The organism is Mycobacterium sp. NGS57 (genome assembly GCF_059812405.1).
Genome location: NZ_JCALCP010000008.1, coordinates 236,311 through 262,597, shown reverse-complemented (window position 1 = coordinate 262,597; position 26,287 = coordinate 236,311). Strand labels below are relative to the sequence as shown.

Here is a 26,287-nt window from a genome sequence, read left to right as displayed (position 1 = left end):
CTACCAGGTTCCTACGACACCCGGGTGCGGTGCCGCTTGTCGTGCGGCGGGACGCCGTTGGCGCCGCCGATCGACTCGGCATAGGTGCCCACCGCGAACGCCGCGGCGGAACCCATGATCGCCAACGCCTCCCGGTTGACGGCGTCGACGGTATCCCGCGCGCTCTGGTAGTTGGGGTCGAAAGGGATACCGGCCTGGCCGCCCCAGAGTCGTGCCTGCACGGTGGTTTTCGTCTGCGTCGACCCCGCGGCCAGACCGCCGATCGGCACGCCCGCGACCATGAAGGGGTGGTAGTCGGTCATGGTGTTCAACGGCATGTCGGCGGGCCGCTTCCCGGACTGGTACAGGTAGGCGCCCAAGGTCCGCTCGATGCCGGCCGAGCCGTCGGGCACGTCGCCGAAGGCGATCCCGGCCCCCGGTGGACCGGACTGGTCGCCGTCGTCGGTGAAGTAGCCGGCGTTGGCCGAACCGATCATGGTGAAGTCCAAATACATTGCGACGTCGTTGAGCTGATCGGCGTCCATGCCGAAGACGTAGTCCATGGCGCCGTTGATTCCGTCCTCGTCGGCGCCCCAGAACGCGAACCGCACCGCGTTGTTCACCGGGGCCAGCGGCCCAAGTTGCAGCGCCGTTTCCAGCACCGCGGCGACGCCGGTCCCGTTGTCGTTGATGCCCGGGCCACCGCGCGGTCCGTCGAGATGCGCGCCGACCACGATCGCGTCGCGCGGGGAGCCGGTTTCGGTCTGCGCCAGCACGTTTCGCGAGGTGATCTTGGCGTTCTCCGCGTCCAGCACCAGGCGGACGGGCGCGGTGTCGTGCGCCAGCGCGGCGGCGCCGCTGCCGCCGACGACGGCCACCGGCACGCGCAGTTGCTTGAAGTAGCCGGGCCCGAACAGCGTCGGCGGGGCGCCCTGCCCGGCCGGCGTACTGAGCACGATCAGCGCGGCCGCGCCCTTGGTCACGGCGCTGTTCTGCTTGTCGACCACCGAGCAGCCCGTGTCGTCGACGACGGCGATGGCGCCCTTGGGCACCGCGGCCGGGTAGTCGCCGGGTGCGCAGCCCGACGGCCGCACCGGCCGGACCGGCGGCCCGGTCAGGCCGCCGGGCGGTGTCCGCACCAGCAGCGAGGCCTGGTCGACTGGATAGCTGCGGCCCGCCACCGTCAGCGCGGGCTTGCCCGGCGACACGGCGAGGAGCCGGTCGAACTGTGGAGTCGATACCTTGAAACCCCTGTCCCGCAACGCTTTCGTCACATACTCCAGGCTGGCGTCGTAGCCCGGCGTGCCGTCTGCGCGGTTGCCGTGGTTGGCATTGGCGATGTCCTGCAACGCACGCAGGTGGGCGACCAGCCGGTCCGCGGTCACCTTTGCGGCCAGGCTCCGTCCGAGGTCCGGGGGCCCAGCCGGGGCCGCCCGGTGCGACCCGGAGCATCCCGCCAGCAGGCCGATCAGCAGCAGCGCCGCGCCCAGCCGACGGCTCATGGCTTGGCGAGGACGTGGCGGGTGCGATCCGCCAGGACCGGAACGCCGTTACGGCCGCCAATGTCCTGCGCGTACAACGCCACCGCGTAACCAACGCCGGCGCCGTTGATGCCCAGAGCGGCACGGTCGATGTGATCGAGGGTGTCGCCCTTTTGGTGGTAGTTGGGATCGAACGGCTGGTCGGCGGTTCCGCCCCACAGCTTGGCCTGCTCGGGAGTCATCTTGACCTCGGCGCCGGAGAACAGGCCGCCGGCCGGGATACCGGCCAGCGTGAATCCGTCGTAGTCCGAACGGCCGTCGAACGAGGTGTCCTGCGCCGTCTTGCCGGCCGACTTCAGATAGGCCACCAGGACCCGCTCGATGCCGGCCGAGCCCTCCGGCACCACGGGCTGGCCGCGCGCATCCATCGGCAGCGATTGGTCGCCGTCGTAGGTGAAGTAGCCGGGGTTCGGGGAGGCGAGCATGTCGAAGTTCAGGTACAGCGCAATGTCTTTCAGCCCATCGAGGCTCAGCGACTCGACGTAGTTGCGCGACCCGATCAGCCCGAGTTCCTCGGCACCCCAGAAGCCGAACCGCACCGCGTTGTGCACCTGGGGCGAGTTACCCAGCTGTACCGCGGTTTCCAGCACGGCGGCCACCCCAGACCCGTCGTCGTTGATGCCCGGACCCTCCGGCACGCTGTCCAGGTGCGCCCCCACCATCACCACATCGGTGGGCGAGCCGGTCTTGGTCTGCGCGATGACGTTGCGCGCCTTGAACGTTTGGACGCTCGCGTTGAGCTTGATCGTGGTCGGTCCGGGTTGTCCGCGCAGCTGGATCCCGACGGATTTGGTGACGCTGACCACCGGGATCTTCACGTCGGTGTCGGCGCCGAGGGTGCCGCCCATCTGCTGCTCGTCGACGTTGTCGGCGACGATCATCGCGACGGCGCCCCGCTGCGCCGCGGCATCCTCCTTCTGGGCGAACGGGCAGGTGCCGCGGTCCACCAGCACCACCGCGCCCTGCACCCGCAGCCCGTCCAGATCGGAGGGCTTACAGCCCGGGCTGTCCCCCGGCGGCACCGCGACCAGTGGCCCGCTCACCCCGTCGGGCGGGGTGCCGCGGCTGAATTCCAGCGGTCGCGCCTCCACGGTCGCGCCGCCGACGGTCACCACCGGTTTGTCGCCGTGAAACACCCGCGCCGCGAATTCGGGCGTCTGCACGTCAAACCCGCTGTTGCGCAACGTATCCACCACGTAGTCGACGCTGGCTTCGTAGCCGGGGGAACCCACGGCGCGGTTGCCGTTGTTGGCGTTGGCGATGTCCTGGAGTTTCGACAGGTGCGCCATCATCGCGTCGACCGTGACCTTGTCGTGCAGCGCGGTGGCGAACGAGGCCGCGGCGGGGTTGGCAGTCGCCGGTTGCGCGTCAGGGCAGCGATGCGAGCAGCCGGCCAGGAATGCGGTAAGGGCGATGGCGGCGAGAACCGCCGGGATCGTCCGCGATTTTTTCACCATCGCGCCCCAGGTTAGACATATAACGCGCTGAATGGCGCAAAAGGAATGTTACGCACCACAAACCAGACCGCCACCAACACCAGCGCGACCGTCGCCGACCACCGCTGGTGCTGCCAGCCCCGGATCCGCCGGCCGGTCACGCGGCCGTAGGTCCACGCCGCGTACGCCCAGACCAACAACCCCAGCGCCACAAGGCCCAGCGCGTTGAACCTGGCTGCCGCCCCCACGTCGCCGTGCATCAGCGAATACAGCATCCGCGCGCTCCCGCAGCCTGGGCAGTCGATGCCCAACAGCGCCTTGGTCGGACACACGGGCAGCGGGCCGCCCGGCGTCGTCGGATCGCCCGCCCAGGTGGCGGCGCAGACCAGCGCGGCGGACGCGGCCACCAGCAGCGGCGCGCCGAGCGTCCCGCGCTCAGGACGTCGTGAGTGCGGAAAGCGCGTTCGTCGTGCCCGCATCGAGACCGCCCGCCACCGAGACGATGATCAGGACGACAACCCAGATGGCCCAGATGACGACCGACCAGATGACCCATTTCCTCGCGCTGGCGGCGGCCGCCTGCGCCTCGGCGTGCAAGCCCTGCGCCCACAATCCGTTGACCGAGGCCGCTTTCACGATGGCCACGATGCCGGTGATCGGGAAGCAGAACAACGTCGCCAAGATCGCCCAGACCAAGTTGTTGTTCGGTGCCGGGCCGGCGGGCGGTGGCGGCGGATATCCGGGCGGGGGTGGCTGCGCTGTCATGGATTCTCCAGGGGAAAAGAATTGAGCTGGCGTGAGGCGGTGCTTACCCTACCCGAGCCATGTGTGAACGACACTATCTCCACGCGTATTCGCATTTGCGGCGAGCGCGTCCGGCATTGGCCGCGGGCCCGACGAGCTTGAGAATCGCTGGTTTTCAACTACTTTGCCGATCAAGCGGCTCCGCCGCGGAATCGCGGCGACATTTCGCCCTCCGGCCGAAAAGATGCTCAAACAGACAATTTCTAGCGGAATGTGTTGCATTGACAGGACATAGCCCTACGATCCATTTAACGGTTCGACGTTAGGAGCCAACGATGCCTCATCTCATCAAGGCGCCGCGCGCGGCGGCGGCCACCGTGCTCGCGGCTGGTTTCGCATTCGCCGGCGCCGCCACGGCGACGGCGGACCCCACCGGCGATCCTGCCGACGTCAACACGCTGGCCGGGTCCCTGTCGAAGGGCTACGGCCTCAACAACTGCAACCCCGGAAACCTCGACGCCGGTGAGCTGGCCGTGCTCGCCTGCGGGCAAAGCCCCGATCCCGGCGGACCCGTCCAGGCCAGGTACATCCTGTTCGGCAACGCCGACAATTTGGCCGCCTCGTTCAAGACCAGCATCAAGGACGACATCCTGACCGCCTGCGGGGACAGCGGCCAATCCCCGACGACCTGGCACCAGGGCAACAGCGCAAACTCGGGATCGGTGGCGTGCGGCACGTACCAGAATGCCGCCGAGATCATTTGGACGACGGACTCCAAGAACGTCTTGGGCCTCATCCGCGGGCCCAACACCGATGTCCCGGCGCTCTACCAGTGGTGGCGCGCCAACGGCTAGCGTATCCGGCTGGGCCACATCGCATTTGGCTGCCGCAGCCCGAATCTGCTGGTTATGTTTGGTTTTCCGACACAACAAAGGAGTTCGAAATGTTCCCTCTGAGAAGTGCGCTTCGCGCCGCGACGGCGGTGGCCCTCATGAGCGGTTCGGCCCTGGTGGGCGCGGCCACGGCAGCCGCGGACCCCGGCACCGGCAGCTCGGCGGACGTCAACACGCTGGCCGGCGTGCTGTCGAAGGGCTACGGCCTCAACAATTGTCAGCCGGCCCAGTTGTCCGGCCCCGTGCTGGCCGAGCTCGATTGCGGGCAAAGCCCCGACGACAACGGACCGGCCGCCGGCGTCTACCAGCTGTTCAACAACGGCAGCGACCTGGGCGCCGCGTTCACCTCCGGGATCAACGGCGTGTCGTTGAGCCCGTGCGGGGACAACGGTCAGTCGCCGGGCACCTGGCACCAGGGCAGTAACGGTCAGACGGCCGGACAGGTGGCGTGCGGAACGTACAAGAACGCGGCGGTGATCACCTGGACCACCGACGCCAAGAACGTGTTGAGCCACATCCGCGCGTCCAACACCGACGTCAACGCGCTCTACCAATGGTGGCGCACCAACGGCTGACCCGCTTATAGCTGCGCGACAACCAAATCCGCGACCGCGCGCATCCCGGCGGCGTTGGGATGCACCGGCGCGGGCCGCCCCGGCAGCGGCACGCCGTAGCGCGCGGGCAGGGTCGTCCACGGCTCGGCCGACCACGCGTGATGGTGCCGGCTCGCGGCGGCGGCGCCGACGATCTCGCAGCCGGTTGCCGCGGCCGCCTCGGCGGTGTGGCGTTCCAGGGTGGCCGCGACGTGGCGGCCCAGCTCGGCATCGGCGTCGCGCAGCGGCGGAGCCGGTGCGCCCGCGGGGGGCAGGATCGTGAGGTAGTCCACGAAGAAAACCCGTGCGTCCGGGGCGCGCTGACGTATTGCGGTCCCGACCGCACACAGCGCATCGAACACGTCGGTTAGGGCCCGCTCGCGGGCGTCGCGGCCCAGCAGGCCGGAGATGCGCTGCCCCAGCAGCGGCAGGCGCCGCACGGCGCGCGGCAGCGATGCGGCCATCAACAGCGGTACGTAGCCGACGTCGTTGCCGCCGATGGTCACCGTGACCACGCTTTCCGAGCCGGCCAGCGCGTCGATCTGCGGCGGGCTGCCGCGCTGGTGCTCGGCGAGGACGTGGGCGGTGGTCGCGCCGGAGAAGGTGACGTCAACCAGCTCGAGCTTCAGGCGTTCGGCCACCAGGTGCGGGTAGTTGCGGGACGACCGGCCCGACCACCGCGGGGCACCCGCCGCGCCCGGCCGGATGCCGGGACCGGCGGCCATCGAACTGCCCAGGGCGACATAGCGTTTCATTCCTTCGAAAGCGCCGGGCTGGACGCCTGCGCCCAGAACCGCTTGGGGATCCGACCGGCGCGCCGCGCCAGCTGGCCCGCGGTGACGGCGGCCGCCATCGCGGCGGCCATCGCCGGCGGGTCGGCGGCGCGGGTCACCGCGGTCGCCAACAGGACGGCGTCGCAGCCCAACTCCATCGCCAGCGCGGCGTCGCTGGCCGTGCCGATGCCGGCGTCGAGCACCACCGGGACGCCGGCGCGCGCGACGATCATCTCGATATTGTGCGGGTTGGTGATGCCCAGGCCGGTGCCGATCGGGGCGCCCAGCGGCATCACCGCCGCGCAGCCGGCGTCCTCGAGCCGGCGGGCCAGCGCAGGGTCGTCATTGGTGTAGGGCAGGACCACGAACCCGTCGTCGACCAATTGCTCTGCCGCGCGGACCAATTCGACCGCGTCGGGCAGCAGCGTGCGTTCGTCGGCGATCACCTCGAGCTTGACCCAGTTGGTGTTGAGCGCCTCGCGCGCCAGCTGCGCGGTGAGCACCGCCTCGGCCGCGCCGCGGCACCCCGCGGTGTTGGGCAGCGGTGTGATGCCCAGCCGGTTGAGCAGGTCCAGCAGCCCGGTGCCGCCCTCGGCGTCGATGCGCCGGATCGCCACCGTGGTCAGCTCGGTGCCCGACGCGATCAGCGCCTCCTCGAGCACCGCCAGGTTCGTCGCGCCGCCGGTGCCCATGATGAGCCGCGAGGCGAAGCTGCGATCGGCGATCGTCAGTTTGGAATCAGCCACCTTGCACCGCCGTCACCACCTCTAGCCTTGCGCCATCGAAAAGCTTTGTGGCCCAAGCCGATCGCGGCAGGACGGACAGGTCCATCGCCACCGCGATGCCCCGGTCCGGAAACCCCAGCGATTCCAGCAGCGCCGCGACCGTGGTCGGCTCGTCGACCTCGACCCGTTGCTCGTTGACGGTGACGATCATGCGTGGGCTCCCACCGGGACCAGTTCGGACACAATCTGTTCGGCAGTCCAGGGCGCCAGGAGGAAACCGGACCGGCCGTGGCCGGCCGCCACCAGGGTCCGCCCGTCCAGGCGCTGCACGAGGGGCAGGTTGTCGGGCGTCATCGGGCGCAGCCCGGCGGCGCACTCGGCCAGCTCGTACTCGCCCAGCGCCGGCACCACCGCGCACGCGTCGTCGAGCAGGTCGCGCACGCCCGAGACCACCGGGGCGGTGTCGCGTCCGTGTTCGTACTGGGTGGCGCCGACGACCACCCCGTCGGCGCGCGGCACCAGGTACACCTGCCGTCCGTGCACGCGGGCGCGAATCACCCTGCCCAGCAACGGCATACATCCCTTGCGCCAGCGCAGGCGCAACACCTCGCCCTTCACCGGGCGCACCGGCAGGCCCGGCCACAGCGACGGCGCGTCGATGCCGTTGGCGATCACCACCGCGTCGGCCTCGACGCGGTGCAGGTCGTGCACGGGATCCGCCCACTCGACGCCGAGCCGCTCGCAGGCCGCGCCGAGGCCGTTGAGGACGGCGCGGTTGTCCACCGCCAGCTCGGTGGGCGCCCGAAAACCGTGCCGGATGCCTTGGGCCAGCAGGGGTTCCACGTCGCGGGCGGCCGGCTCCCACACCACCGGATGGCCCTGGCCGGACAGCCAGTCGGCGACGGTGCGCAAGTCGGCGACGTCGGCGCGGTCGACGGCCACCACCAGCGACTCGCGGGCGGTCACCACCCCCGGCGGCAGCCCGTCGGTGAAGCCGCCCTCGCGCCACAGCCGCAGCGACTCGCACCCCAGGCGCAGCAACCGCTCCTCACCGGGCCAGCCCTCGCTGTGCGGGGCGAGCATGCCGCCGGCCACCCAGGAGGCGCCCGGCTCGCCGGTGCGGTGCACCCGCACCGACCAGCCGGCCTGTGCGGCCCGGCGCGCCACGGACAGCCCGATGACGCCGCCGCCTATGACAGCGACCGAGCCGGCCATCGACATCATCCTCTGCTCCCTTCGCCGGCATGACCCGGATCAGGTTCGACGGTAAGGGCCGCGCGCCCACTCTCAGTCCCCGCTCGTTCGAGACTCCCGTGCTCTGCTACCCGTCCCACGCTAGCGCGCTAGCGTCGCGGTGTGCACCTACCCGGTCTAGCAGCCCGTCTCGCAACAGCCAGGCTGTACCTGTGTACCGACGCGCGCCGGGAGCGCGGGGACCTGGCCGGATTCGTCGACGCCGCCCTGGCGGGCGGGGTCGACATCGTCCAGCTGCGCGACAAGGGCTCGGCGGGCGAGCGGCGGTTCGGGCCGCTCGAGGCGCGCGACGAGCTGGCCGCCTGCGAGATCCTCGCCGAGGCCGCCCGCCGGCACAAAGCCCTGTTCGCGGTCAACGACCGCGCCGACATCGCCCGCGTGACCGGCGCCGACGTGCTGCACCTGGGCCAGGGCGACCTGCCGCTGCGGGCGGCGCGCGACATCGTCGGGCCGGACACGCTGCTCGGCCTGTCCACCCACGACCCCGGCCAGGTCGGCGCCGCCGCGCGCGGCGCAGCCGACTATTTCTGCGTCGGCCCCTGCTGGCCCACCCCGACCAAACCGGGCCGCCCCGCGCCGGGCCTGGACCTCGTCCGGGCGGCGGCCGGAATCGCCGCCGACAAGCCGTGGTTCGCGATCGGCGGCATCGACGCCGGGCGGCTGCCCCATGTGCTCGAGGCCGGCGCGCGGCGGGTCGTGGTGGTGCGGGCGATCACCGCGGCCGAGGACCCGCGGGCCGCGGCGCAGCGGCTCAGTTCAGCGCTTGCAGCAGCGAGCTGATCCGGGGGCTCAGCGGCGTCTCGTCGGCCTGAGGCGGATTGCCGGGCATGCACCACACGAAGACCCCGGCCTCGATCTCGATCGTGCGCGGCAGGTGCTGCCGCCGCTCGTCGCCGTCGGCCAGCGGCACCAGCGCCGGCGCGGTGCGCAGCCGCTGCCAGCTGGCCGCGAAGCCGGGATGCAGCGGCAGCTCGGCCACCTCGCTCTCGGCGACCCAGCGCATCTCGGCGCTCTCCCGGTTGGGGACGGTGTCCAGCGGCTCGGCCGCGTCGGCGACGACGGTGGTGTAGGTCCAGTGCGCGCCGCCGAGCCCGGAGACCTCGGCGGTGACCACCGTCGCCCGCACGGTCAGCAGCTCGGAAAGCAGGCCGGCCTCCTCGTGCGCCTCGCGGACCGCGGTTTGCTCGGGGGTTTCGTGGCTGTCCCGGGCGCCGCCCGGCAGGCCCCAGGTGCCGCCCTGGTGGCTCCACACCGCGCGATGCTGCAACAGCACCGCGGGCGTGCCGTCGGGCCGGGGCGCGCGCAAGAGCAGACCGGCCGCGCCGAAGCGGCCCCAATAATGAGCGCCGCCGTCGGATACCACCCACCCGTCACCGTCGCCCTGCACCGGTTCAGGATAGGCAGGCGACCGCGCCAATTGGGTCGCCTCCCCACATCTGCCCCCACATTCTCTTAGAATTCGCTTATCCGGGTTCGTGCAGCGAAGTTACAGGGGCTGATCAGACGTGACGGTTGAGCTGGCGCACCCGTCGACCGAGCCGAAAGGGTCGCGGTCGCCGGCCGAACCCGCGCATCCCCGTTGGTGGTTCATCGCGACGACGCCGGGGCGCATCCTGACCATCGGGATCGTGCTGGCGGCGCTGGGCGTCTCGAGCGCCTTCGCCACCTCGACGACGATCAACCACCGGCAGCAGGTGCTGTCCACGGTCCTCAACCACACCGAGCCGCTGTCGTTCGCCGCCGGCCGGCTCTACACCACGCTGTCGGTGGCCGACGCCGCGGCGGCCACCGCGTTCATCGCTCAGGCCGAACCGCACGGGGTCCGGCAGCGCTACGAGCAGGCCATCACCGATGCCGCGGTGGCCGTGACGAGGGCGTCGAGCGGGCTGACCGACGAACCGATGGTGCAGTTGTTAGGCCGGCTCAACGCCGAATTGGCCGTCTACACCGGACTGATCGAGACCGCGCGCACCAACAACCGCGAGGGCAACCCGGTCGGGTCGTCGTACCTGTCGGAGGCCTCGGGGCTGATGCAGTCGCGGATCCTGCCCGACGCGCAGCAGCTCTACCAGGCGACGTCGGAGCGTGTGGACGGCGAGACCACCGCGTCCACGCACTTCCCGGCGCCGGTGATCCTCGTCGTCGCCAGCACCGTGGTCTTCGGCGCGTTCTCGCATCGCTGGCTGGCCCGGCGCACCCGGCGCCGAATCAACCCGGGCCTGGTCGTGGGCGCCCTCGGTATCCTCGTCATGGTGGTATGGGTCGGAACCGCACTGACTATCTCGACGACCGCGAGTCGTAGCGCCAAGGACACCGCCGCGGAGTCGCTGCGGACCGTCACCAACGTCGCCATCACCGCCCAGCAGGCGCGGGCCGACGAGACGCTGTCGCTGATCCGCCGCGGCGACGAAGAGGTGCGCAAGCAGTCGTTCTACCAACGCATCGACGCCATGCACTCCCAGCTCGACCAGTACCTGTCGCGCAGCGACGCCGTCGACAAGCCGGACCTGCAGGGCGCCGACCAGCTGCTGCTGCGCTGGCGCCAGGCCAACGACCGGATCAACTCCTACATCTCGGTGGGCAACTACCGCGAGGCCACCCGGGTCGCGCTGGGCAGCGGCGAGGACGACTCCACCCCGGCGTTCGACAAGCTCGAGGACGAGCTGGGCAAGGCCATGGACCAGAGCCGCACCCACCTGCGCAACGACGTGCTCAACGCGCGCAGCGGGCTGTCCGGCGCGCAGGTCGGCGGCGTGGTGCTGTCCCTCGGCGCCGCCATCGCCGTCGCGCTGGGCCTGTGGCCGCGGCTCAAGGAGTACCGCTGATGTCGCGGGTGGCGCGGATGTGCGGCGCGCTGGCCGCGGCCGTCACGCTGGCCGGCTGCAGCCACACCGAGTCGCTGACCGTGGCCACCGTGCCGACGCTGCCGCCGCCCACGCCCGTCGGCATGCAGGAGTTGCCGCCGCAGCCGCCGCTGCCGCCGGACACCGCCAGCCAGGACTGCGACCCGACCGCCAGCCTGCGGCCCTTCCCCAACAAGGCCGAGGCCGACGCCGCCGTCGCCGACATCCGCGCCCGCGGCCGGCTCATCGTGGGGCTCGACATCGGCAGCAACCTGTTCAGCTTCCGCGACCCGATCACCGGCGAGATCACCGGCTTCGACGTCGACATCGCCGGCGAGATCGCGCGCGACATCTTCGGCGCCCCATCGCACGTGGAGTATCGCGTCCTGTCGACCGACGAGCGCATCACCGCGCTGCAGCGCTCGGAGGTCGACGTCGTCGTCAAGACCATGACCATCACCTGCGAGCGGCGCAGGCTGGTCAACTTCTCCACGGTCTACCTCGACGCCAACCAGCGCATCCTGGCCATGCGCGACGCGCCGATCGTCAAACCCGCAGACCTGTCCGGCAAACGGGTGTGCGTGGCCAGGGGCACCACGTCGCTGCGCCGGATCCAGCAGATCGACCCGCCGCCGGTGATCGTGTCGGTGGTGAACTGGGCCGACTGCCTGGTGGCCATTCAGCAGCGCTTGATCGACGCCGTCAGCACCGACGACTCCATCCTGGCCGGGCTGGTCGAGGAGGACCCGAACCTGCACATCGTCGGGCCGAACATGGCCACCCAGCCCTACGGCATCGGCATCAACCTGAACAACACCGGGCTCGTCCGGTTCGTCAACGGCACCCTGGAACGCATCCGCCGGGACGGGACGTGGAACACGTTGTACCGCAAGTGGTTGACGGTGCTGGGGCCCGCTCCCGGCCCGCCCACGCCGAGGTACGTGGACTGATGGCCGAGCCGATGGACGCCAACGAGCCTGTGGATTCGGGGACCGGGCCGCCCGACGTGCAGACGGGTGCGGCCGCCGAGTCGCGCCCCCAGGCCACTCAGGCGCTGTTCCGTCCCGACTTCGACGACGACGACGACTTCGGTCAGTTCCCGTTCATGCCGGGCATCGACACCGATGCGCCCGAACGGATGACCGCGGGCACGCGGGTGCTTCCGCCGACCCGGCAGCTCGGCGGCGGCCTGGTCGAGATCCCCCGGGTGCGCGACATCGATCCGCGCGAGGCGCTGATGACCGATCCGGTGGTCCCGGAGTCCAAGCGCTTCTGCTGGAACTGCGGGAAGCCGGTCGGGCGGTCCGGCTCGGACGGTCCCGACGGCGCCGACGGGAAGTCGGAGGGCTGGTGCCCGTCCTGCGGCAGCCCGTATTCCTTTCTGCCCCAGCTGAATCCGGGGGACATCGTCGCCGGTCAGTACGAGGTGAAGGGCTGCATCGCCCACGGCGGGCTGGGCTGGGTCTATCTGGCGGTCGATCACAACGTCAACGACCGTCCGGTGGTGCTCAAGGGCCTGGTGCATTCCGGTGACGCGGAGGCGCAGGCGATCGCGATGGCCGAACGCCAGTTCCTGGCCGAGGTGGTGCACCCGCAGATCGTGCAGATCTTCAACTTCGTCGAGCACACCGACCGGCACGGGGATCCGGTGGGCTACATCGTGATGGAGTACATCGGCGGGCAGTCGCTGCGCCGGGGGCTCAAAGACGGGAAGACCGAGAAACTTCCAGTCGCCGAGGCCATCGCCTATCTGCTCGAGATCCTGCCCGCGCTGAGCTACCTGCACTCCATCGGCCTGGTCTACAACGACCTCAAGCCGGAGAACATCATGCTCACCGAGGAGCAGCTCAAGCTGATCGACCTGGGTGCGGTGTCGCGGATCAACTCGTTCGGATACCTTTACGGCACACCGGGTTTCCAGGCTCCGGAGATCGTGCGCACCGGTCCGACGATCGCCACCGACATCTACACGGTGGGTCGCACGCTGGCGGCACTGACGCTGAGCCTGCGCACCCGCAACGGCCGCTACGTGGACGGGCTACCCGACGACGATCCCGTGCTGAAGACCTACGACTCGTTCGGCCGGCTGCTGCGCCGCGCCACCGATCCCGACCCGCGCCGCCGGTTCTCCACCGCCGAGGAGATGTCGGCCCAGCTGATGGGCGTGCTGCGCGAGGTGGTCGCCCAGGACACCGGGATCCCGCGGCCCGGCCTGTCGACGATCTTTTCCCCCAGCCGCTCGACGTTCGGGGTGGACCTGCTGGTCGCCCACACCGACGTGTACCTGGACGGCCAGGTCCATTCGGAGAAGCTGACCGCCCGGGAGATCGTGACCGCACTGCCGGTGCCGCTGGTCGATCCGACCGACGTCGCAGCCCCGGTGCTGCAGGCGACGGTGCTCTCCCAGCCGGTGCAGACGCTGGACTCGTTGCGCGCGGCCCGCCACGGGTCGCTGGATGCGGAGGGGATCGAGGTCGCCGAGTCGATCGAGCTGCCGTTGATGGAAGTCCGCGCGCTGCTGGACCTGGGCGACGTCGCCAAGGCCACCCGCAAGCTCGACGACCTGGCCGAGCGGGTGGGCTGGCGGTGGCGGCTGGTGTGGTATCGCGCTGTCGCGCAGCTGCTCACCGGCGACTACGACTCCGCCACAAAGCATTTCACCGAGGTGCTGGACACCTTCCCCGGCGAGCTCGCCCCCAAGCTGGCGCTGGCGGCCACGGCGGAGCTGGCCGGCGACACCGATGAGCACAAGTTCTACCAGACCGTGTGGAAGACGAACGACGGCGTGATCTCCGCCGCCTTCGGCCTGGCCAGATCACTTTCGGCAGAGGGTGATCGGGAGGACGCGGTGAGCACCCTGGACGAGGTGCCGCCCACCTCAAGGCATTTCACCACCGCCCGGCTGACCAGCGCGGTGACCCTGATGTCGGGCCGCTCGGCGGGTGAGATCACCGAGGCGCAGATCCGTGACGCGGCCCGGCGCGTGGAGGCGTTGCCGCCGACCGAGCCGCGCGTGCTGCAGATCCGCGCGCTGGTGCTGGGCGGCGCGATGGACTGGCTGGAGGACAACCGGGATCAGAAGAAAGCCAGCACCAACCACATCCTTGGCTTCCCGTTCACCGAGCACGGTTTGCGCCTGGGCGTCGAGGCGTCGCTGCGCAGCCTGGCCCGCGTCGCGCCCACGCAGCGGCACCGCTACACGCTGGTGGACATGGCGAACAATGTCCGGCCCACGAGTACGTTCTGAGTTTCGGGTTTCTTCGCTTCTTCGCGCGCGAGTGTGAATCCTCGGCTTCCAGTGTGAATCGTGGGCGGGAAAATCGCTCGACTGCCGCCATACGCTCACAGTCAAAGCCATAGGCCCACACTCGAAGTCCTGAGCTCACGCTCTGCGCGTCAACCGCCGTTCCAGCCGCGTTCCGCCATCGCGACGCCGACCCGCCGCACGATGTTGGCGCGGTGGTCCTCGGCGACGATGCGAACGATGAGCCAGCCTGCGCGCTCGATCCGTTCCAGGCGCCGAATGTCGTAGACATACCGCGCGCGATCGGTCTGGTGTTGTTCGCCCTCGTATTCCACGCCGACCAGGTACTCCTCCCAGCCGACGTCGATGTGCGCAAAGGGAATGCCGTCGGCGCCCAGCACCGGGATCTGGGTTTGCGGGCGCGGGAATCCCGCATCGATGAGCAGCAGCCGCAGGTAGCTCTGCCTGGGCGACTGCGCGCCGGCGTCGACGAGTTCGAGCGCGGTCTCCAATCGCCGCAGCCCGCGCGAACCGGGATGGCGCCGCGCGACACCCAGAACTTCGTCGACCTTGAAACCCGTTGCGGCCGCGAGCGCGTCCAGCCGGGCGACCGCGGAGTGGATTGCCCCGCCGCGGCCGATGTCGAACGCGGTGCGCTCCGGCGTGGTGACGGGTCGCCCGTCCAGGGTCTGCGCCTCACCGTCGAGCAGCCGGTACCGTCGCGTCAGCACGCCCGGCGGCGGCCGGGAGTTACCGTACACCAGCTCAATTGGGACGCCGTCGGGAATCCACTTGGTGCCGTGCAGCGCCGCGGCGGCCGCGCCGGTGAAGACCCCGCGCCCCCTCGACCACAGCCCCGCCGCGGCGATGCGCTGCTCGAGCGACGGCCGGATCCGCCTGGACAGGTAGACGTCGGGCAGGACCGCGCAGTATCGCGTGCGCAATTGATGCCGGCTCAGCGCGCCCGCGCCCACCGTCACGCTGCCGATGAAGGGTTCGCTCATGCAGCGAACGGTCGCACGACAACGGCGCCCCGCGCTCACCGTCATCCACACCCTGGGCTTCCTATAACACGCTCACGCAGTCGCGGGCGATGGCCAGCTCCTCGTTGGTCGGGATCACCAGCACGGCGATCGGCGACGAGTCCGCCGAGATCCGCCGCGCGCCCTCCCCCGTGCCAGCGTTGCGGCCGTCGTCGACCACGATGCCCAGCTCCGCCAGCCCGGCCAGCGCGTCGCGGCGCACCGCGGCGTCGTTCTCGCCGATCCCGGCGGTGAAGGTGATGACGTCGGTGTGCCCCAACACGGCCAGGTAGGCGCCGATGTATTTGCGCAGCCGGTGAATGAACACGTCGTAGGCCAATTGTGCCGCGTCGTCGCCGGATTCGATCATCGCGCGCAGCCGCCGGAAGTCGCGCTCACCGGCCAGGCCCCAGACGCCCGACTGATTGTTGAGCATGGATTCGATCTTGTCGACGCCCATCTTCGCGCTCCGCCACAGGTAGCTGACGACGCCGGGATCGATGTCCCCGCTGCGGGTGCCCATCACCAGCCCCTCCAGCGGGGTCAGCCCCATTGACGTGTCGACCGGCCGGCCGCGGCCGATCGCCGACGCCGACGACCCGTTACCCAGGTGCAGCACAATCTGATTCACGTCGCCCAACGGCCTGCCGAGGAATTCGACGGCCCGCTCGGCGACGTAGCCGTGCGAGGTGCCGTGAAATCCGTAGCGGCGGATCTGCCAGCGCTCGGCCAGCTCCCGGTTCATCGCGTACGTCGCGGACGCGGCCGGCAGGTCGTGGAAGAAGGCGGTGTCGAAGACCGCGACGTGCGCCACGTCCGGCAGCAGCTTGCGCGCCACCTTGATGCCCTGCACCGCGGGCGGATTGTGCAGCGGCGCCAGCTCCGACAACTTCTCGAGCTCGGCGATCCGCGCGTCGTCGAGGACGGTCGGTCGGTAAAACTCGTTGCCGCCGTGCACCACCCGGTGCCCGACAGCGACCAGGCCGCACGACTTCAGGTCCACGCCCGCCTCGGCCAGCTGGGCGAAGGCCACGTGCAACGCCTCCTCGTGGTCGGCCACCCGCGACGACGGCTCGCCGATCTGCTGGATGCCGCCACCGGTGCGCGTGACGCCGGAATGGGGCTCGACGAGCTGGTATTTCAGCGACGACGAGCCGGAGTTGATCACCAGCACCAAGCGATCGGCCATCTATCCACCCTGCGCCTGGATCGCGGTGATGGCGACCGTGTTCACGATGTCCTCGACCAGCGCGCCGCGGGACAGGTCGTTGACCGGCTTGCGCAGCCCCTGCAGCACCGGCCCGATCGCGATCGCCCCGGCGCTGCGCTGCACCGCCTTGTAGGTGTTGTTGCCGGTGTTGAGGTCGGGAAAGATCAGCACCGTGGCGCGCCCGGCCACCGGGGAATCCCGGAGTTTGGTCGCCGCGACCGACGGCTCGATCGCCGCGTCGTACTGGATGGGCCCCTCGACCAGCAGCCGCGGATCCCGCTGCCGCACCAGATCCGTTGCCGCCCTGACCTTGTCGACGTCCGCCCCCGAACCGGACTCGCCGGTCGAATACGACAGCATCGCCACCCGCGGCTCGACGCCGAACTGCGCGGCGGTGCGCGCGGAGCTGATCGCGATGTCGGCGAGTTGCTCGGAGGTGGGGTTGGGAACGATGGCGCAGTCGCCGTAGACCAGCACCCGATCGGGCAGGCACATGAAGAACACGCTCGAGACGGTGGACACGTCGGGGATGGTCCTGATGATCTCGAACGCGGGTCGCACGGTGTGCGCGGTGGTGTGGGCGGCACCCGACACCATGCCGTCGACCTCGCCGTTGTGGACCAGCATGGTGCCGAAATATGTGGCGTCGCGCATGATCTCGCGCGCGTGCTCAACGGTGACGCCCTTGGCCCGGCGCAACTCCGCGTACTGCTCGGCGAACTTCTCGCGCGATTCGCTGGTGAGGGGGTCGATCACCGTCGCGCCGTCCAGGCTCACGCCGAGTTCGGCCGAGCGCAGCCGGATTTGAGCCTCATCGCCCAGGATGGTCAGGTCGGCGACGCCGCGCTGCAGGAGGCGGCCGGCGGAGCGCAGGATGCGGTCGTCGTCACCCTCGGGCAGCACGATGCGCTTGCGCTGCGAGCGGGCCCGCAGCTGCAGCTGGTAGGTGAACATCTGCGGAGTTATCACGGTGGGGATCGGAATGGCCAGCCGCGCAAGCAGATCCGTGAGATCCACGTGGCGGTCCATCAGCTCCAGCGCGGTGTCGATCTTGCGCTGCGAGGCCGCGGTGACCCGGCCGCGGGCGGCGGCCGCGGCGCTGGCGGTGTCGTAGGTGCCCAGGGCGGTGGCGATGATCGGCAGCCGCAGCCGCAGGCCGGACACCAGGGCGGCGATCGACGGATGAAGCTCGAACCCGCCGTTGAGGACGATGCACGACAGCGCCGGAAACCCTTCGGCCGCATGGGCACTGGCGACCGCGAGCACGACGTCGGAGCGGTCGCCGGGGGTGATGACCGCCATGCCGTCGCCCAGCCGTTCCAGCACGTGGTCGGCGGTCATGCCGGCGACCATCACGCCCATCACCTCGCGCTCCCGCAACGACGCCTCGCCGCTGACCGCCGTCCCGCTGACAGCCGTCTCCAGTTCGGCCACCGTCGGGGCCGACAGCAGCGGCTCCTCGGGCAGAACGTAGCTATGTTGGGCGAGGCCGCGCAACGCTTTTCGGACGTCCGCCAGCTCCGCCGGCTCGCACCGGTTGGCCACCACCGCCGCGGTGTGCGCGTGCTGCGCGGTCAGCTCGGCCAGACAGACCTCGACGACTCCGGCGATCTCCTTGGCGTTCCGGCCCTTGCCGCTCACCGTCAGCAACACCGGCGCGCCCAGATTGACCGCGATCCGCGCGTTGACCGAAAGCTCGGCCGGCCGCACGACATCCGTGTAGTCGCTGCCGACGATCACCACCGCGTCGCAGGTCTGCGCCATCTCGTGATACGCGTCGACGATGGCGGCGATCGCGGCGTCGCCGTCGGCGTGCAACTGCTGGTAGGTCACGCCGACACACTGCTCGTAGGACAGGCCCGCGGTGGTGTGCTCCAGCAACAGCTCCAGGATGTAGTCGCGGTCCTCACCCAGACGCGTAATCGGCCGGAACACACCGACCTTGGCGACCGTCGCGGTCAACCGGTGCAGCAGCCCGAGCGCGATCGTGGACTTGCCGGTCTCGCCCTCGGGCGCGGCGATATATATCGCCTTGGCAACGGAGCCGGTATCAGCCAAGTCGCCGCAGCCTGGGCGCCAGGTCCTTTTCGAAGAGGTCCAGGAACCGGCGCTGGTCGTGGCCGGGCGCGTGGAACACAAGGTGGTTGAGGCCCCACGCGACGTACTGGCCCACCTTCTCGACCGCCTCGTCGGGATCCGAGGCCACGATCCAGCGCTTGGCGACCTGCTCGATCGGGAGCGCGTCGGCGGCCTTCTCCATCTCGATCGGGTCGTCGATGCTGTGTTTCTGCTCGGCCGTCAGCGACAGCGGCGCCCAGAACCGGGTGTTCTCCAGCGCCAGTTCGGGGTCGGGGTCGTAGGAGATCTTGATCTCGATCATCTTGTCGACGTCGTCGACGTTGCGGTCGGCGGCCGCGGCGCCCTCGCGCACCGCGGGCATCAGCTTCTCGGTGTAGAGCTCCTCGCCCTTGCCGGAGGTGCAGATGAAGCCGTCGCCCGCTCGCCCGGCGTACTTGGCCACCGCCGGGCCGCCCGCGGCGACGTAGATCGGGACGCCACCCTCGGGCACGTCGTAGATCGAGGCACCCTTGAGCCGGTAGTACTCCCCGTTGAAATCCACCCGGTCGCCGCGCCACAACTCGCGCATCAACCGCACCGACTCGCGCAGCCGGGCGAACCGCTCCTTGAACTCCGGCCAGTCGCCCTCGTATCCCGTCGCGATCTCGTTGAGCGCCTCGCCGGTGCCGACGCCCAGGAAGATGCGGCCGGGGTACAGGCAGGCCATGGTCGCGAACGCCTGCGCGACGACGGCCGGGTTGTACCGGAAGGTGGGGGTGAGCACCGAGGTGCCCAGCATGATCCGGTTGGTGCGTTCGCCGACGGCGGTCATCCAGGCCAGCGAGAACGGGGCGTGGCCGCCCTCGTGCCGCCACGGCTGGAAGTGGTCGCTGACGGTGGCGCTGTCCATGCCGTGCCCTTCGGCGGCGACGGCCAGTTCGACGAGCTCGCGCGGTGCGAATTGTTCGGCGGACGCCTTGTACCCGAGTTTCAGTTCAGCCACCCGTTATTTCTACTCCTCGCGCGATCGCTTCTACACTCGCGGCCATGGCACCGACCCTTGATCAGGTCACCGACACCGTGTACCTCGCCCACGGCGAGGCGGTCAACTGGACGCTGGTCGTCGACGGCACCGGCGTCATGCTGATCGACGCCGGCTATCCCGGGGACCGCGACGACGTGCTGGCCTCGCTGCGCCAGCTCGGCTACGACGCGGGCGACGTGCGCGCAATCCTGCTCACCCACGCGCACATCGACCACCTGGGCTCGGCGATCTGGTTCGCCCGCGAGCACGGCACCCCGGTGTACTGCCATGCCGACGAGGTGAGCCACGCCAAGCGGGAGTACCTCGAGCAGGCTTCGGTTTTCGATGTGGCGCTGCGCATTTGGCGACCGCGCTGGGCGGCGTGGGGGCTGCACGTGGTGCGCAGCGGCGGCCTGATCCGCGACGGCATCCCCTCGACGCTGGCGCTGACCGCCGAGGTTGCCGCCGGGCTGCCGGGCCACCCCACGGCCGTCTCCTCCCCCGGGCACACCAGCGGGCACTGCTCGTACGTGGTCGACGGCGTGCTGGCCAGCGGCGACGCCCTGATCACCGGACACCCGCTGCTGCGTCACCGCGGGCCGCAGCTGCTGCCCGCGGTGTTCAGCCACAGCCAGGAGGACTGCCTGCGCAGCCTGGGCGCGCTGGCCCTGCTGGACACCGAGGTGCTGCTGCCCGGGCACGGCGACGTGTGGCGCGGCCCGATCCGCGAGGCGACCGACGCCGCCCTCGCGCTGGCCGGCTAGTCCGCCAGGTGCTCGCGCAGCGTTTCCCCGGCGTACTCGGTGCGAAACGCGCCGCGCTCCTGCAGCAGCGGGACCACCCGGTCGACGAACTCGTCGAGGCCGCGCGGCGTCAGGTGTGGCACCAGGATGAACCCGTCGCAGGCGTCGGCCTGGACGTAGGTGTCGATCTCGTCGGCGATGCGCGCCGGCGTGCCGACGAACTGCTGGCGGCTGGTGACGGCGATGACCAGTTCGCGGATCGACAGGTTCTCGGCCGCGGCGCGTTCGCGGTAACCGCGGGCGACGGCCAGCGGATCGACGTGCCGGACCCGGCCCTGAGTCAGGCTGTCGCCGGTGGGCCCGACGTCGGGTAGCGGGCCGTCCGGGTCGTAGCCCGACAGGTCGCGCCCCCACACCTGCTCGAGCATCGCGATCGCCGTGGCGCCGCTGACCTGCTGGTAGCGGATGTGCCGCGCCCTGTCCTGCGCCTCGGCGTCGGTGTCGCCGATGACGAAGGTCGCCGCCGGAAACACCTTGAGCCGGTTGGGGTCCCGACCACAGGATGCGGCGCGGCCCTTGACGTCGGCGTAGTAGCGTCGGCCGTCCTCGAGCGAGGAGTGCAGGGTGAACATGGCGTCGGCGTTGCGGGCGCCGAACGCCCGGCCGACGTCGGAGTCGCCGGCCTGCAGCAGGATCGGATGGCCCTGCGGGCCGGCGGGCAGCGTCGCGAACCCGCGCACGTCGAACTGCGGGCCGCGGTGCGCGACGCTGCGGATCCGGTCGGGATCGACGTAGACCCCGGCTTCGACGTCGGCCCGAACGGCGCCGGGGGCCCAGCTGTCCCAGAATTGGCGGGCCACGGCGAGAAACTCCTCGGCCCGCGCGTACCGGTCGGCGTGGTCGAGGAAGCCGCCGCGGCGGAAGTTGGCGCCGGTGAAGGCGTCCGACGAGGTCACGATGTTCCACCCGGCGCGCCCGCCCGACAGGTGGTCGAGCGACGCGAATTGCCTTGCCACCTCGAAGGGTTCGTTGAAGGTGGTGTTGATGGTGCCGGTCAGCCCGATCCGCTCGGTGACGCCGGCCAGCGCCGCCAGCACGGTGAAGGTGTCCGGCCGGCCCACCACGTCGAGATCGTAGATGCGGCCCCGGTGCTCGCGCAGCCGCAGCCCTTCGGCGAGGAAGAAGAAGTCGAACAGCCCTCGCTCGGCGGTGCGGGCCAGGTGCACGAACGACTCGAACTCGATCTGGCTGCCCGCGTCCGGGTCGGTCCACACCGTGGTGTTGTTGACGCCCGGGAAGTGCGCGGCCAGGTGAATCGGTTTGCGCTGCTTCCCCGCCCGCACGTTCATCCGCCCAGCCATCGCTCGGCGATCAGCTCGTGCGAGCGCAACCGGTCTTCGCGGCGGTGGGTGACCGACGTGATGACGATCTCGTCGGCGCCGGTGACGCGCTGCAGCGCTTCGAGACGCCCGGCGACCTCGTCCGGGTCGCCGACGAATTGCGTTGCCAGCCGGTCGATCACGACCGCCCGCTGCTCGTCGGTCAGCGGGACGCAGTCGTCGGGGTCGGGATACGGGACGGCGCCGCCGCCGGCGCGGATCGAATAGACCCATTGGCCGTAGCTGGACGCCAGGTGCCTGGCGGTGGCGGTGTCGTCGGCGACCACGACGTCGGCCGACACCACGACGTAGGGCCGCGGCAGCGCTTGCGAACCGACGAACGCGTCCCGGTAGGCGTCGATGGCCTCCAGCGCGGTCGCCGGGGTGAGGTGGTAGCTCGCCACGAACGGCAGGCCCCGCGCGCCGGCCTCCCGGGCGCTGCGCCCCTTGCTGCTGCCGAAGATCCACGGCGTCAGCGCGGCGCCCTCGCCGGGCACCGCGTGCACGTCGAACCCGTCGACCTCGTAGGTGCCGGCCAGCATCGCCATGATGTCGCCGAGCTGCTCGGAGAAGTCGGGCGCGACAGCCTCGGGCTGCTGCAGGATCGCCATGGTCGCGCGCACCCGGCCGCTGCCCAGCAGCGCGCGCAGGTCGAACGGCGGCGGGATCACCACGCCGTCGACCTCGCGCCATTCCCGCGGGGGCTCGGGTGGCCGGGGCTTCCGTGCGCGCGGCTTGGTGATGCGCCGCTGCCCGGAGCGGCCCACCCCGAGGTCGATGCGGCCCGGGAAGAACGCGTCGAGCATGCCGAAGCTCTCGACCACCGCGGCGGCCGTGGTGTGGCTCAGCTGCACGGCCGCCGATCCGACGCGAATTGTGTTGGTGGCGGCCGCGATCTGGCCGATCAGCACCGCCGGCGCCGCGCTGGCGACGGCCACGAAGTGGTGCTCGGCGATCCAGAACCGCCGATAGCCCCACCGCTCGGCGTGCCGGGCCAGTTCGATCGTGTTGCGCAACGCCGTCGCCGCGTCGCCGCCGGCGCTGATCGGGGACAGGTCGAGGACCGACAGCGGCACCGGGGTCATCGGCGCACGGCCGCGTAGCGGTTGGGCGCCAGGGGCAGGCCGAGGCGCTCACGCAGCGTTTCGCCCGGCCGGTAGGCGTCGCGGAAGCGTCCGGCCCGCCGCAGTAGCGGCACCACCTCGTCGACGATCACCGGCAGGTCGGTGGCGTTGACGGCCGGGCGCAGGCGCGCGCCCTCGATGCCCAGGCGCTGCCAGGCCAGCAGCAGGTCCACCAATTCTGTTGCGCTGCCGGCGAAGACGAGCGTGTCGGAGCGGAAGTCACCCTGGCCGTGAAACGAAACCACCACGTCGGCAAGGGCTTTCAGGTGGCCGCCGCCGGCCGCGCGCACCTCGTCGATGATGGCGTGCGCCGACGGGCCGGTGTCGGTGGGCGTGATGAAGACGACGTCGGCGGCGGCCGCGGCGAACTCGTAGGCGGGGCCGGCGTGGGCCAGCGCGGCCACCACCGGCTGACCCTGCGGCGGCCGCGGCGTGATCGAGGGCCCCTTGACGGAAAGGTATTTCCCGGCGAAGTCGACGTAGTGCAGCCTGTCGACGTCGACGTAGCGCCCGGTGCGCGCGTCGCGGATGATCGCCTCGTCCTCCCAGCTGTCCCACAGCCGGCGCACCACGTCGACGTACTCGACGGCCTCGTCAAACAGCGGGATCTGCGTTGCGTCACGGCGACCGAACAGCGCCGCCTCGTGTGCGGTGGCGCTCACGCGCGGCCGCCACCCCGCCCGGCCGTGCGAGACGAAGTCAAGGGTGGCAATGGATTTGGAGACGTGGAACGGCTCGGTGTGGGTGACGGTGGCCACCGGGATCAGCCCGATGTGCCGCGTCGCGGGGGCGATGCGCGCGGCGACCAGTACGGCGTCGGCGCGCCCTGCCAGCCGCTCGGGACGGATGCGCTCGCCTCGCCCGATCTGCGGCATCAGGGTGTCGTCGACGGTGAGAAAGTCCAGCAGCCCGCGCTCGGCGGTCGCCGCGAGCCCGGCCCAGTACCGGCCGTCGAGCACCGACGGCGTGTCGGGCCGTCCCTTTTCCGGGGCCGGCGCGCCACGCCACGCCTGCGGGTGCCATCCGTAGCCGTCCAGCGCCAGACCCAGGTGGAACCGACCGCTCATGCCAGCCACTTCTCGAAGGCGATCGGGCGAAACGGCCCCCAGCCGGGCACCGGGTCGGCGGGGATGCGGGTGTAGCCGGTCGCGTCGTAGAGCGCCTCGGCCTCGGGCTGGCGGTTACCGGTGATCAGGTACAGCCGCCGGTACCCGCGCGCGGCGGCCTCGGTTTCCAGCGCCACCAGCAGCGCCCGCGCGTAGCCGCGGCGGCGGTGCGCGCTATCGGTCCAGACCCGTTTGAGCTCGGCGGTGTGGGCGTCGAAACGCCGGAACGCGCCGCCGGTGACCGGCGCGCCGTCCGCCACGCCGATGAGCAGTCCCCCGTCCGGCGGCGCCAACTCGGCCGCCGGCACGGGCAGCCAGGACAGGTGCGTGTCCGGGGTGCCGCCGTAGCGCTGCGCGTACTCGACGGCCAGCTCGGCCAGCAACGGCTGCGCGAGCGGGTCGTCGTGGGTGGCCGACACGAAGTCGAGCCGGGTCGTCGGGGCCACGTAACGATCTAACGCCTCCGACGGCACGGCATTCCATCACGTTCTCGACGCGGTGACGAAGCCGGGGACGACGGCCAGGTCGTCGGGGCCACCGCGCCACAGTTCGGACAAACCGATCACGGTGAGCAAATCGACGACGTTGCGTTCGACGGTCTGCCAGCCGTGGGACGCCAGATGCTCGGGCACGTAGCGGTATTCGCCCGGGTGGGTCAGGGTGGCCAGGTCGATGTCCAGGCCGTGGCGCCGCCACCCGTCGACGAATGCCCGGCCCGCCTCGACGTGCACCGGGGTCCAGGTGGGCATGTGGTCGGCGGCGAACCGGCTGCCGCCGGCGCTGGCCGCCGTGACCTCCTGGAGCAGCCGATTCTGCGCGTCGGGCGGCAGGTAGCCGACGAGCAGTTGCTCGGCGACCCACACCGTCGGCCGCGCGGCGTCGAAGCCGACCCGCCGCAGCGCGGCCATCCAGTCCAGCCGGAGGTCGGCGCCCACCGCGCACCGATTCGCGCCCAGCCGCGCGCCCAGAGCGCGCAGCTGGTCGGCCTTGAAGTCGAGCAATTGCGGGCGGTCGATTTCGTACACGGTCGTGCCGGGCGGCCACCACAGCCGGTAGGGGCGCGTGTCCAGCCCGGACCCCAAGATCACCACCTGGCGGATGCCCGCACCGACCGCCTCGGCGAGGAACTCGTCGACGAATCGCGTGTATCCGGCGAGGATGTCGATCAGACCGGCCATCACCGGGTCCGCGCCGCCGTCGTCCGAGAACAGGTCGTCGCCGATCACCCGGACGAAGTAGTCGGCCCCGACGGCGCGGACCAGCGGCTCGGCGAAGGGATCGTCCAACATCCCCTTGTTGGTCGCCACGGCCCGCACCACAGCGCCGAACGCCGCGTTGACCCCGGCGCCGCTGGCGGGATCCCACCCGTCGTCGGTCCCCGTCATCGCGCGTCAGCCGCCGACGCGGCGCCGCAGGGCCAGCCCCGCCACGGCGCGCCAACCCAATACCAGCACGGCGGTGACCGTCGCGGCCACCACCACGAAGCTCGCCGCGACGCCCGCCGAGGTGGCCTTACGCAACAGCATGCCGACGACCACGGTGCACAGCCACACGATCACCCCGGTGGGGGCCAGCGCGGTGGGCCGGCGCCAGCCGCGGGCAACCAGCCACCCGAGGACGGTTCCCGCGAGAAACGGCCACGCCGTGGCCGCCACGCCGGCGACGCCGAGCCCCTCGTCGTGGCTGCGGCGCCCGGCGGCGCAGAACACCAGCACCGCGATGACGTCGAGACCGAGCCAGGCCGGCCGCGGGAGCCTAAGCATGGCGTGAGACTACCCCGGCCGCGGCGGACGACCTTGACCCCGCGGCGGCGGTGAACCTAAATTCATCACCGATGAACGCTCATTCACAAGCCCGGCTGGCGGTGGTGACCGGCGCCGGGTCGGGGATCGGCAGGGCGATCGCGCTGGGCCTCGCCACGCAGGGGAACCGGGTCGTCGCCGCCGACCTCGACGAGGCCGCGGCCGCGGCCACCGCCGGCGAACGCCCCGAGCTGATCACCGCGCTGCCGGTCGACGTCGCCGATCCCGCGCGGGTCGCCGAGCTGCGCGACCGGACCCACGCCGCGCTCGGCGTCCCCGAGATCGTCGTCAACGCCGCCGGCTGGGATCGCACCGACCAATTCCTCAATGCCACGCCGGAATTCGCGCAGAAGGTGGTGGCGATCAACTACCTGGGGCCGGTGCACGTGTGCTCGGCGTTCCTGCCGGGCATGATCGAGGCGCGCGGGGGCGGGCGCATCGTCAACCTGGCCAGCGACGCCGGACGGGTCGGCAGCGCGGGCGAGACCATCTACGCCGGCGCCAAGGGCGGGGTCATCGCGCTGACCAAGTCGCTGGCCCGGGAGATGGCCCGCCACCAGATCACGGTGAACTGTGTGTGCCCGGGCCCGACGGACACGCCGCTGTTTCACGCGCAACCGGAGAAGCTGAAAGAAGCGCTGGTCAAGGCGATTCCGTTCCGCCGGCTGGCCCGGCCCGACGAGGTCGCCGCGCCGGTGCTGTTCTTCGCGTCCGACGCCGCGTCGTTCATCACCGGGCAGGTGGTCAGTGTGAGCGGTGGCCTCACGATGGCCGGTTAGTGGCAGGCTGACTCG

General features: G+C 70.9%; 27 protein-coding genes and 1 riboswitch. Of the genes, 8 read left to right on the top strand and 19 right to left on the bottom strand.

Annotated elements, in window-relative coordinates; all coding sequences use genetic code 11:
* Positions 1 to 11: 11 nt before the first annotated feature.
* From AC5Y43_RS17285 to AC5Y43_RS17270, 4 genes are read right to left on the bottom strand one after another with little or no spacing between them, the layout of a single operon-like run.
* Entirely contained in the window at positions 12 to 1,481 is a 1,470-nt protein-coding gene (locus AC5Y43_RS17285; RefSeq protein WP_499974387.1) for a M28 family peptidase, read from the bottom strand.
* Positions 1,478 to 2,977 carry a M28 family metallopeptidase gene (locus AC5Y43_RS17280; protein WP_499974385.1) on the bottom strand — a complete coding sequence of 500 codons (1,500 nt, stop codon included), beginning with the start codon at positions 2,975 to 2,977 and terminating at the stop codon, positions 1,478 to 1,480. The genes AC5Y43_RS17285 and AC5Y43_RS17280 overlap by 4 nt, the downstream gene beginning before the upstream one ends.
* A gap of 11 nt (positions 2,978 to 2,988) precedes the next feature.
* On the bottom strand, positions 2,989 to 3,435 hold the full coding sequence (locus tag AC5Y43_RS17275; protein ID WP_499974384.1) for a DUF2752 domain-containing protein: 447 nt from the start codon (positions 3,433 to 3,435) through the stop codon (positions 2,989 to 2,991).
* A complete protein-coding gene (locus AC5Y43_RS17270) occupies positions 3,392 to 3,721 on the bottom strand; it encodes a CD225/dispanin family protein (RefSeq protein ID WP_499974382.1) in 330 nt (109 codons plus the stop codon). Before AC5Y43_RS17270 ends, AC5Y43_RS17275 begins: the two co-directional genes overlap by 44 nt.
* Positions 3,722 to 4,035: 314 nt before the next feature.
* Here AC5Y43_RS17270 and AC5Y43_RS17265 point away from each other — a divergent pair, with 314 nt between their 5' ends.
* Positions 4,036 to 4,554, top strand: coding sequence for a serine/threonine protein kinase (locus tag AC5Y43_RS17265; protein WP_499974381.1), 519 nt, complete (start codon positions 4,036 to 4,038; stop codon positions 4,552 to 4,554).
* A gap of 89 nt (positions 4,555 to 4,643) precedes the next feature.
* Positions 4,644 to 5,168, top strand: coding sequence for a serine/threonine protein kinase (locus AC5Y43_RS17260; RefSeq protein WP_499974379.1), 525 nt, complete (start codon positions 4,644 to 4,646; stop codon positions 5,166 to 5,168).
* 5 nt (positions 5,169 to 5,173) lie between these two features.
* Here AC5Y43_RS17260 and AC5Y43_RS17255 read toward each other — a convergent pair whose 3' ends face one another.
* The 4 genes from AC5Y43_RS17255 to thiO all read right to left on the bottom strand — a co-directional run bounded on the left by AC5Y43_RS17255 (position 5,174) and on the right by thiO (position 7,908).
* On the bottom strand, positions 5,174 to 5,941 hold the full coding sequence (locus tag AC5Y43_RS17255) for an SGNH/GDSL hydrolase family protein (RefSeq protein ID WP_499974378.1): 768 nt from the start codon (positions 5,939 to 5,941) through the stop codon (positions 5,174 to 5,176).
* Complete coding sequence (locus AC5Y43_RS17250) at positions 5,938 to 6,705, bottom strand: thiazole synthase (RefSeq protein ID WP_499974376.1); 768 nt, start codon at positions 6,703 to 6,705, stop codon at positions 5,938 to 5,940. Before AC5Y43_RS17250 ends, AC5Y43_RS17255 begins: the two co-directional genes overlap by 4 nt.
* A complete protein-coding gene (thiS, locus tag AC5Y43_RS17245; protein WP_499974374.1) occupies positions 6,698 to 6,895 on the bottom strand; it encodes a sulfur carrier protein ThiS in 198 nt (65 codons plus the stop codon). The genes AC5Y43_RS17250 and thiS overlap by 8 nt, the downstream gene beginning before the upstream one ends.
* Complete coding sequence (gene thiO / locus AC5Y43_RS17240) at positions 6,892 to 7,908, bottom strand: glycine oxidase ThiO (protein ID WP_499974372.1); 1,017 nt, start codon at positions 7,906 to 7,908, stop codon at positions 6,892 to 6,894. Before thiO ends, thiS begins: the two co-directional genes overlap by 4 nt.
* A riboswitch (TPP riboswitch) is annotated at positions 7,899 to 8,009 on the bottom strand. (Overlaps the previous gene by 10 nt.)
* A 31-nt stretch (positions 8,010 to 8,040) precedes the next feature.
* On the opposite strand from thiO, the gene thiE reads away from it, so the two are divergent.
* Entirely contained in the window at positions 8,041 to 8,718 is a 678-nt protein-coding gene (thiE, locus tag AC5Y43_RS17235) for a thiamine phosphate synthase (RefSeq protein WP_499974371.1), read from the top strand.
* Here the strand turns inward: thiE and AC5Y43_RS17230 are convergent.
* On the bottom strand, positions 8,690 to 9,325 hold the full coding sequence (locus tag AC5Y43_RS17230) for an NUDIX hydrolase (protein ID WP_499974369.1): 636 nt from the start codon (positions 9,323 to 9,325) through the stop codon (positions 8,690 to 8,692). The two genes, thiE and AC5Y43_RS17230, sit on opposite strands and share 29 nt — an antisense overlap.
* Before the next feature lie 118 nt (positions 9,326 to 9,443).
* On the opposite strand from AC5Y43_RS17230, the gene glnX reads away from it, so the two are divergent.
* Genes glnX through AC5Y43_RS17215 form a run of 3 tightly spaced genes read left to right on the top strand, consistent with a single transcriptional unit; the run spans position 9,444 to position 14,028 of the window.
* On the top strand, positions 9,444 to 10,763 hold the full coding sequence (glnX, locus tag AC5Y43_RS17225) for a protein kinase G-activating protein GlnX (RefSeq protein ID WP_499974367.1): 1,320 nt from the start codon (positions 9,444 to 9,446) through the stop codon (positions 10,761 to 10,763).
* Positions 10,763 to 11,731 carry a glutamate ABC transporter substrate-binding protein gene (locus AC5Y43_RS17220; protein ID WP_499974365.1) on the top strand — a complete coding sequence of 323 codons (969 nt, stop codon included), beginning with the start codon at positions 10,763 to 10,765 and terminating at the stop codon, positions 11,729 to 11,731. The genes glnX and AC5Y43_RS17220 overlap by 1 nt, the downstream gene beginning before the upstream one ends.
* 11 nt (positions 11,732 to 11,742) lie before the next feature.
* The gene (locus AC5Y43_RS17215) at positions 11,743 to 14,028 is read left to right on the top strand and encodes a serine/threonine-protein kinase PknG (RefSeq protein ID WP_499974558.1); all 2,286 of its coding nucleotides are present in this window, start codon (positions 11,743 to 11,745) and stop codon (positions 14,026 to 14,028) included.
* Between the two features lie 149 nt (positions 14,029 to 14,177).
* Here the strand turns inward: AC5Y43_RS17215 and AC5Y43_RS17210 are convergent, their stop codons facing one another.
* The 4 genes from AC5Y43_RS17210 to fgd all read right to left on the bottom strand — a co-directional run bounded on the left by AC5Y43_RS17210 (position 14,178) and on the right by fgd (position 19,318).
* Positions 14,178 to 15,029, bottom strand: a complete 852-nt coding sequence (locus AC5Y43_RS17210; RefSeq protein WP_499974363.1) for a hypothetical protein — start codon at positions 15,027 to 15,029, stop codon at positions 14,178 to 14,180.
* A gap of 61 nt (positions 15,030 to 15,090) precedes the next feature.
* The gene (locus AC5Y43_RS17205) at positions 15,091 to 16,236 is read right to left on the bottom strand and encodes an acetate kinase (RefSeq protein WP_499974362.1); all 1,146 of its coding nucleotides are present in this window, start codon (positions 16,234 to 16,236) and stop codon (positions 15,091 to 15,093) included.
* The gene (pta, locus tag AC5Y43_RS17200; protein ID WP_499974360.1) at positions 16,237 to 18,315 is read right to left on the bottom strand and encodes a phosphate acetyltransferase; all 2,079 of its coding nucleotides are present in this window, start codon (positions 18,313 to 18,315) and stop codon (positions 16,237 to 16,239) included.
* Entirely contained in the window at positions 18,308 to 19,318 is a 1,011-nt protein-coding gene (gene fgd, locus AC5Y43_RS17195) for a glucose-6-phosphate dehydrogenase (coenzyme-F420) (protein WP_499974358.1), read from the bottom strand. The genes pta and fgd overlap by 8 nt, the downstream gene beginning before the upstream one ends.
* A gap of 44 nt (positions 19,319 to 19,362) precedes the next feature.
* Here fgd and AC5Y43_RS17190 point away from each other — a divergent pair, with 44 nt between their 5' ends.
* Positions 19,363 to 20,103, top strand: a complete 741-nt coding sequence (locus AC5Y43_RS17190) for an MBL fold metallo-hydrolase (RefSeq protein WP_499974357.1) — start codon at positions 19,363 to 19,365, stop codon at positions 20,101 to 20,103.
* On the opposite strand, the gene AC5Y43_RS17185 is transcribed toward AC5Y43_RS17190, so the two are convergent.
* From AC5Y43_RS17185 to AC5Y43_RS17160, 6 genes are read right to left on the bottom strand one after another with little or no spacing between them, the layout of a single operon-like run.
* Positions 20,100 to 21,431, bottom strand: coding sequence for an NtaA/DmoA family FMN-dependent monooxygenase (locus AC5Y43_RS17185; protein ID WP_499974556.1), 1,332 nt, complete (start codon positions 21,429 to 21,431; stop codon positions 20,100 to 20,102). The two genes, AC5Y43_RS17190 and AC5Y43_RS17185, sit on opposite strands and share 4 nt — an antisense overlap.
* Positions 21,428 to 22,546 carry an LLM class flavin-dependent oxidoreductase gene (locus AC5Y43_RS17180; RefSeq protein WP_499974355.1) on the bottom strand — a complete coding sequence of 373 codons (1,119 nt, stop codon included), beginning with the start codon at positions 22,544 to 22,546 and terminating at the stop codon, positions 21,428 to 21,430. Before AC5Y43_RS17180 ends, AC5Y43_RS17185 begins: the two co-directional genes overlap by 4 nt.
* Positions 22,543 to 23,652, bottom strand: a complete 1,110-nt coding sequence (locus AC5Y43_RS17175; RefSeq protein ID WP_499974353.1) for an LLM class flavin-dependent oxidoreductase — start codon at positions 23,650 to 23,652, stop codon at positions 22,543 to 22,545. Before AC5Y43_RS17175 ends, AC5Y43_RS17180 begins: the two co-directional genes overlap by 4 nt.
* Positions 23,649 to 24,137: a GNAT family N-acetyltransferase gene (locus AC5Y43_RS17170; RefSeq protein WP_499974352.1), complete on the bottom strand. Its 489-nt coding sequence runs from the start codon at positions 24,135 to 24,137 to the stop codon at positions 23,649 to 23,651. The genes AC5Y43_RS17175 and AC5Y43_RS17170 overlap by 4 nt, the downstream gene beginning before the upstream one ends.
* A 36-nt stretch (positions 24,138 to 24,173) precedes the next feature.
* Positions 24,174 to 25,076, bottom strand: a complete 903-nt coding sequence (locus tag AC5Y43_RS17165) for a class I SAM-dependent methyltransferase (protein ID WP_499974350.1) — start codon at positions 25,074 to 25,076, stop codon at positions 24,174 to 24,176.
* A gap of 6 nt (positions 25,077 to 25,082) precedes the next feature.
* The gene (locus AC5Y43_RS17160; protein WP_499974349.1) at positions 25,083 to 25,454 is read right to left on the bottom strand and encodes a DUF3054 domain-containing protein; all 372 of its coding nucleotides are present in this window, start codon (positions 25,452 to 25,454) and stop codon (positions 25,083 to 25,085) included.
* Between the two features lie 71 nt (positions 25,455 to 25,525).
* Here AC5Y43_RS17160 and AC5Y43_RS17155 point away from each other — a divergent pair, with 71 nt between their 5' ends.
* Complete coding sequence (locus tag AC5Y43_RS17155) at positions 25,526 to 26,272, top strand: SDR family NAD(P)-dependent oxidoreductase (RefSeq protein WP_499974348.1); 747 nt, start codon at positions 25,526 to 25,528, stop codon at positions 26,270 to 26,272.
* Positions 26,273 to 26,287 lie beyond the last annotated feature (15 nt).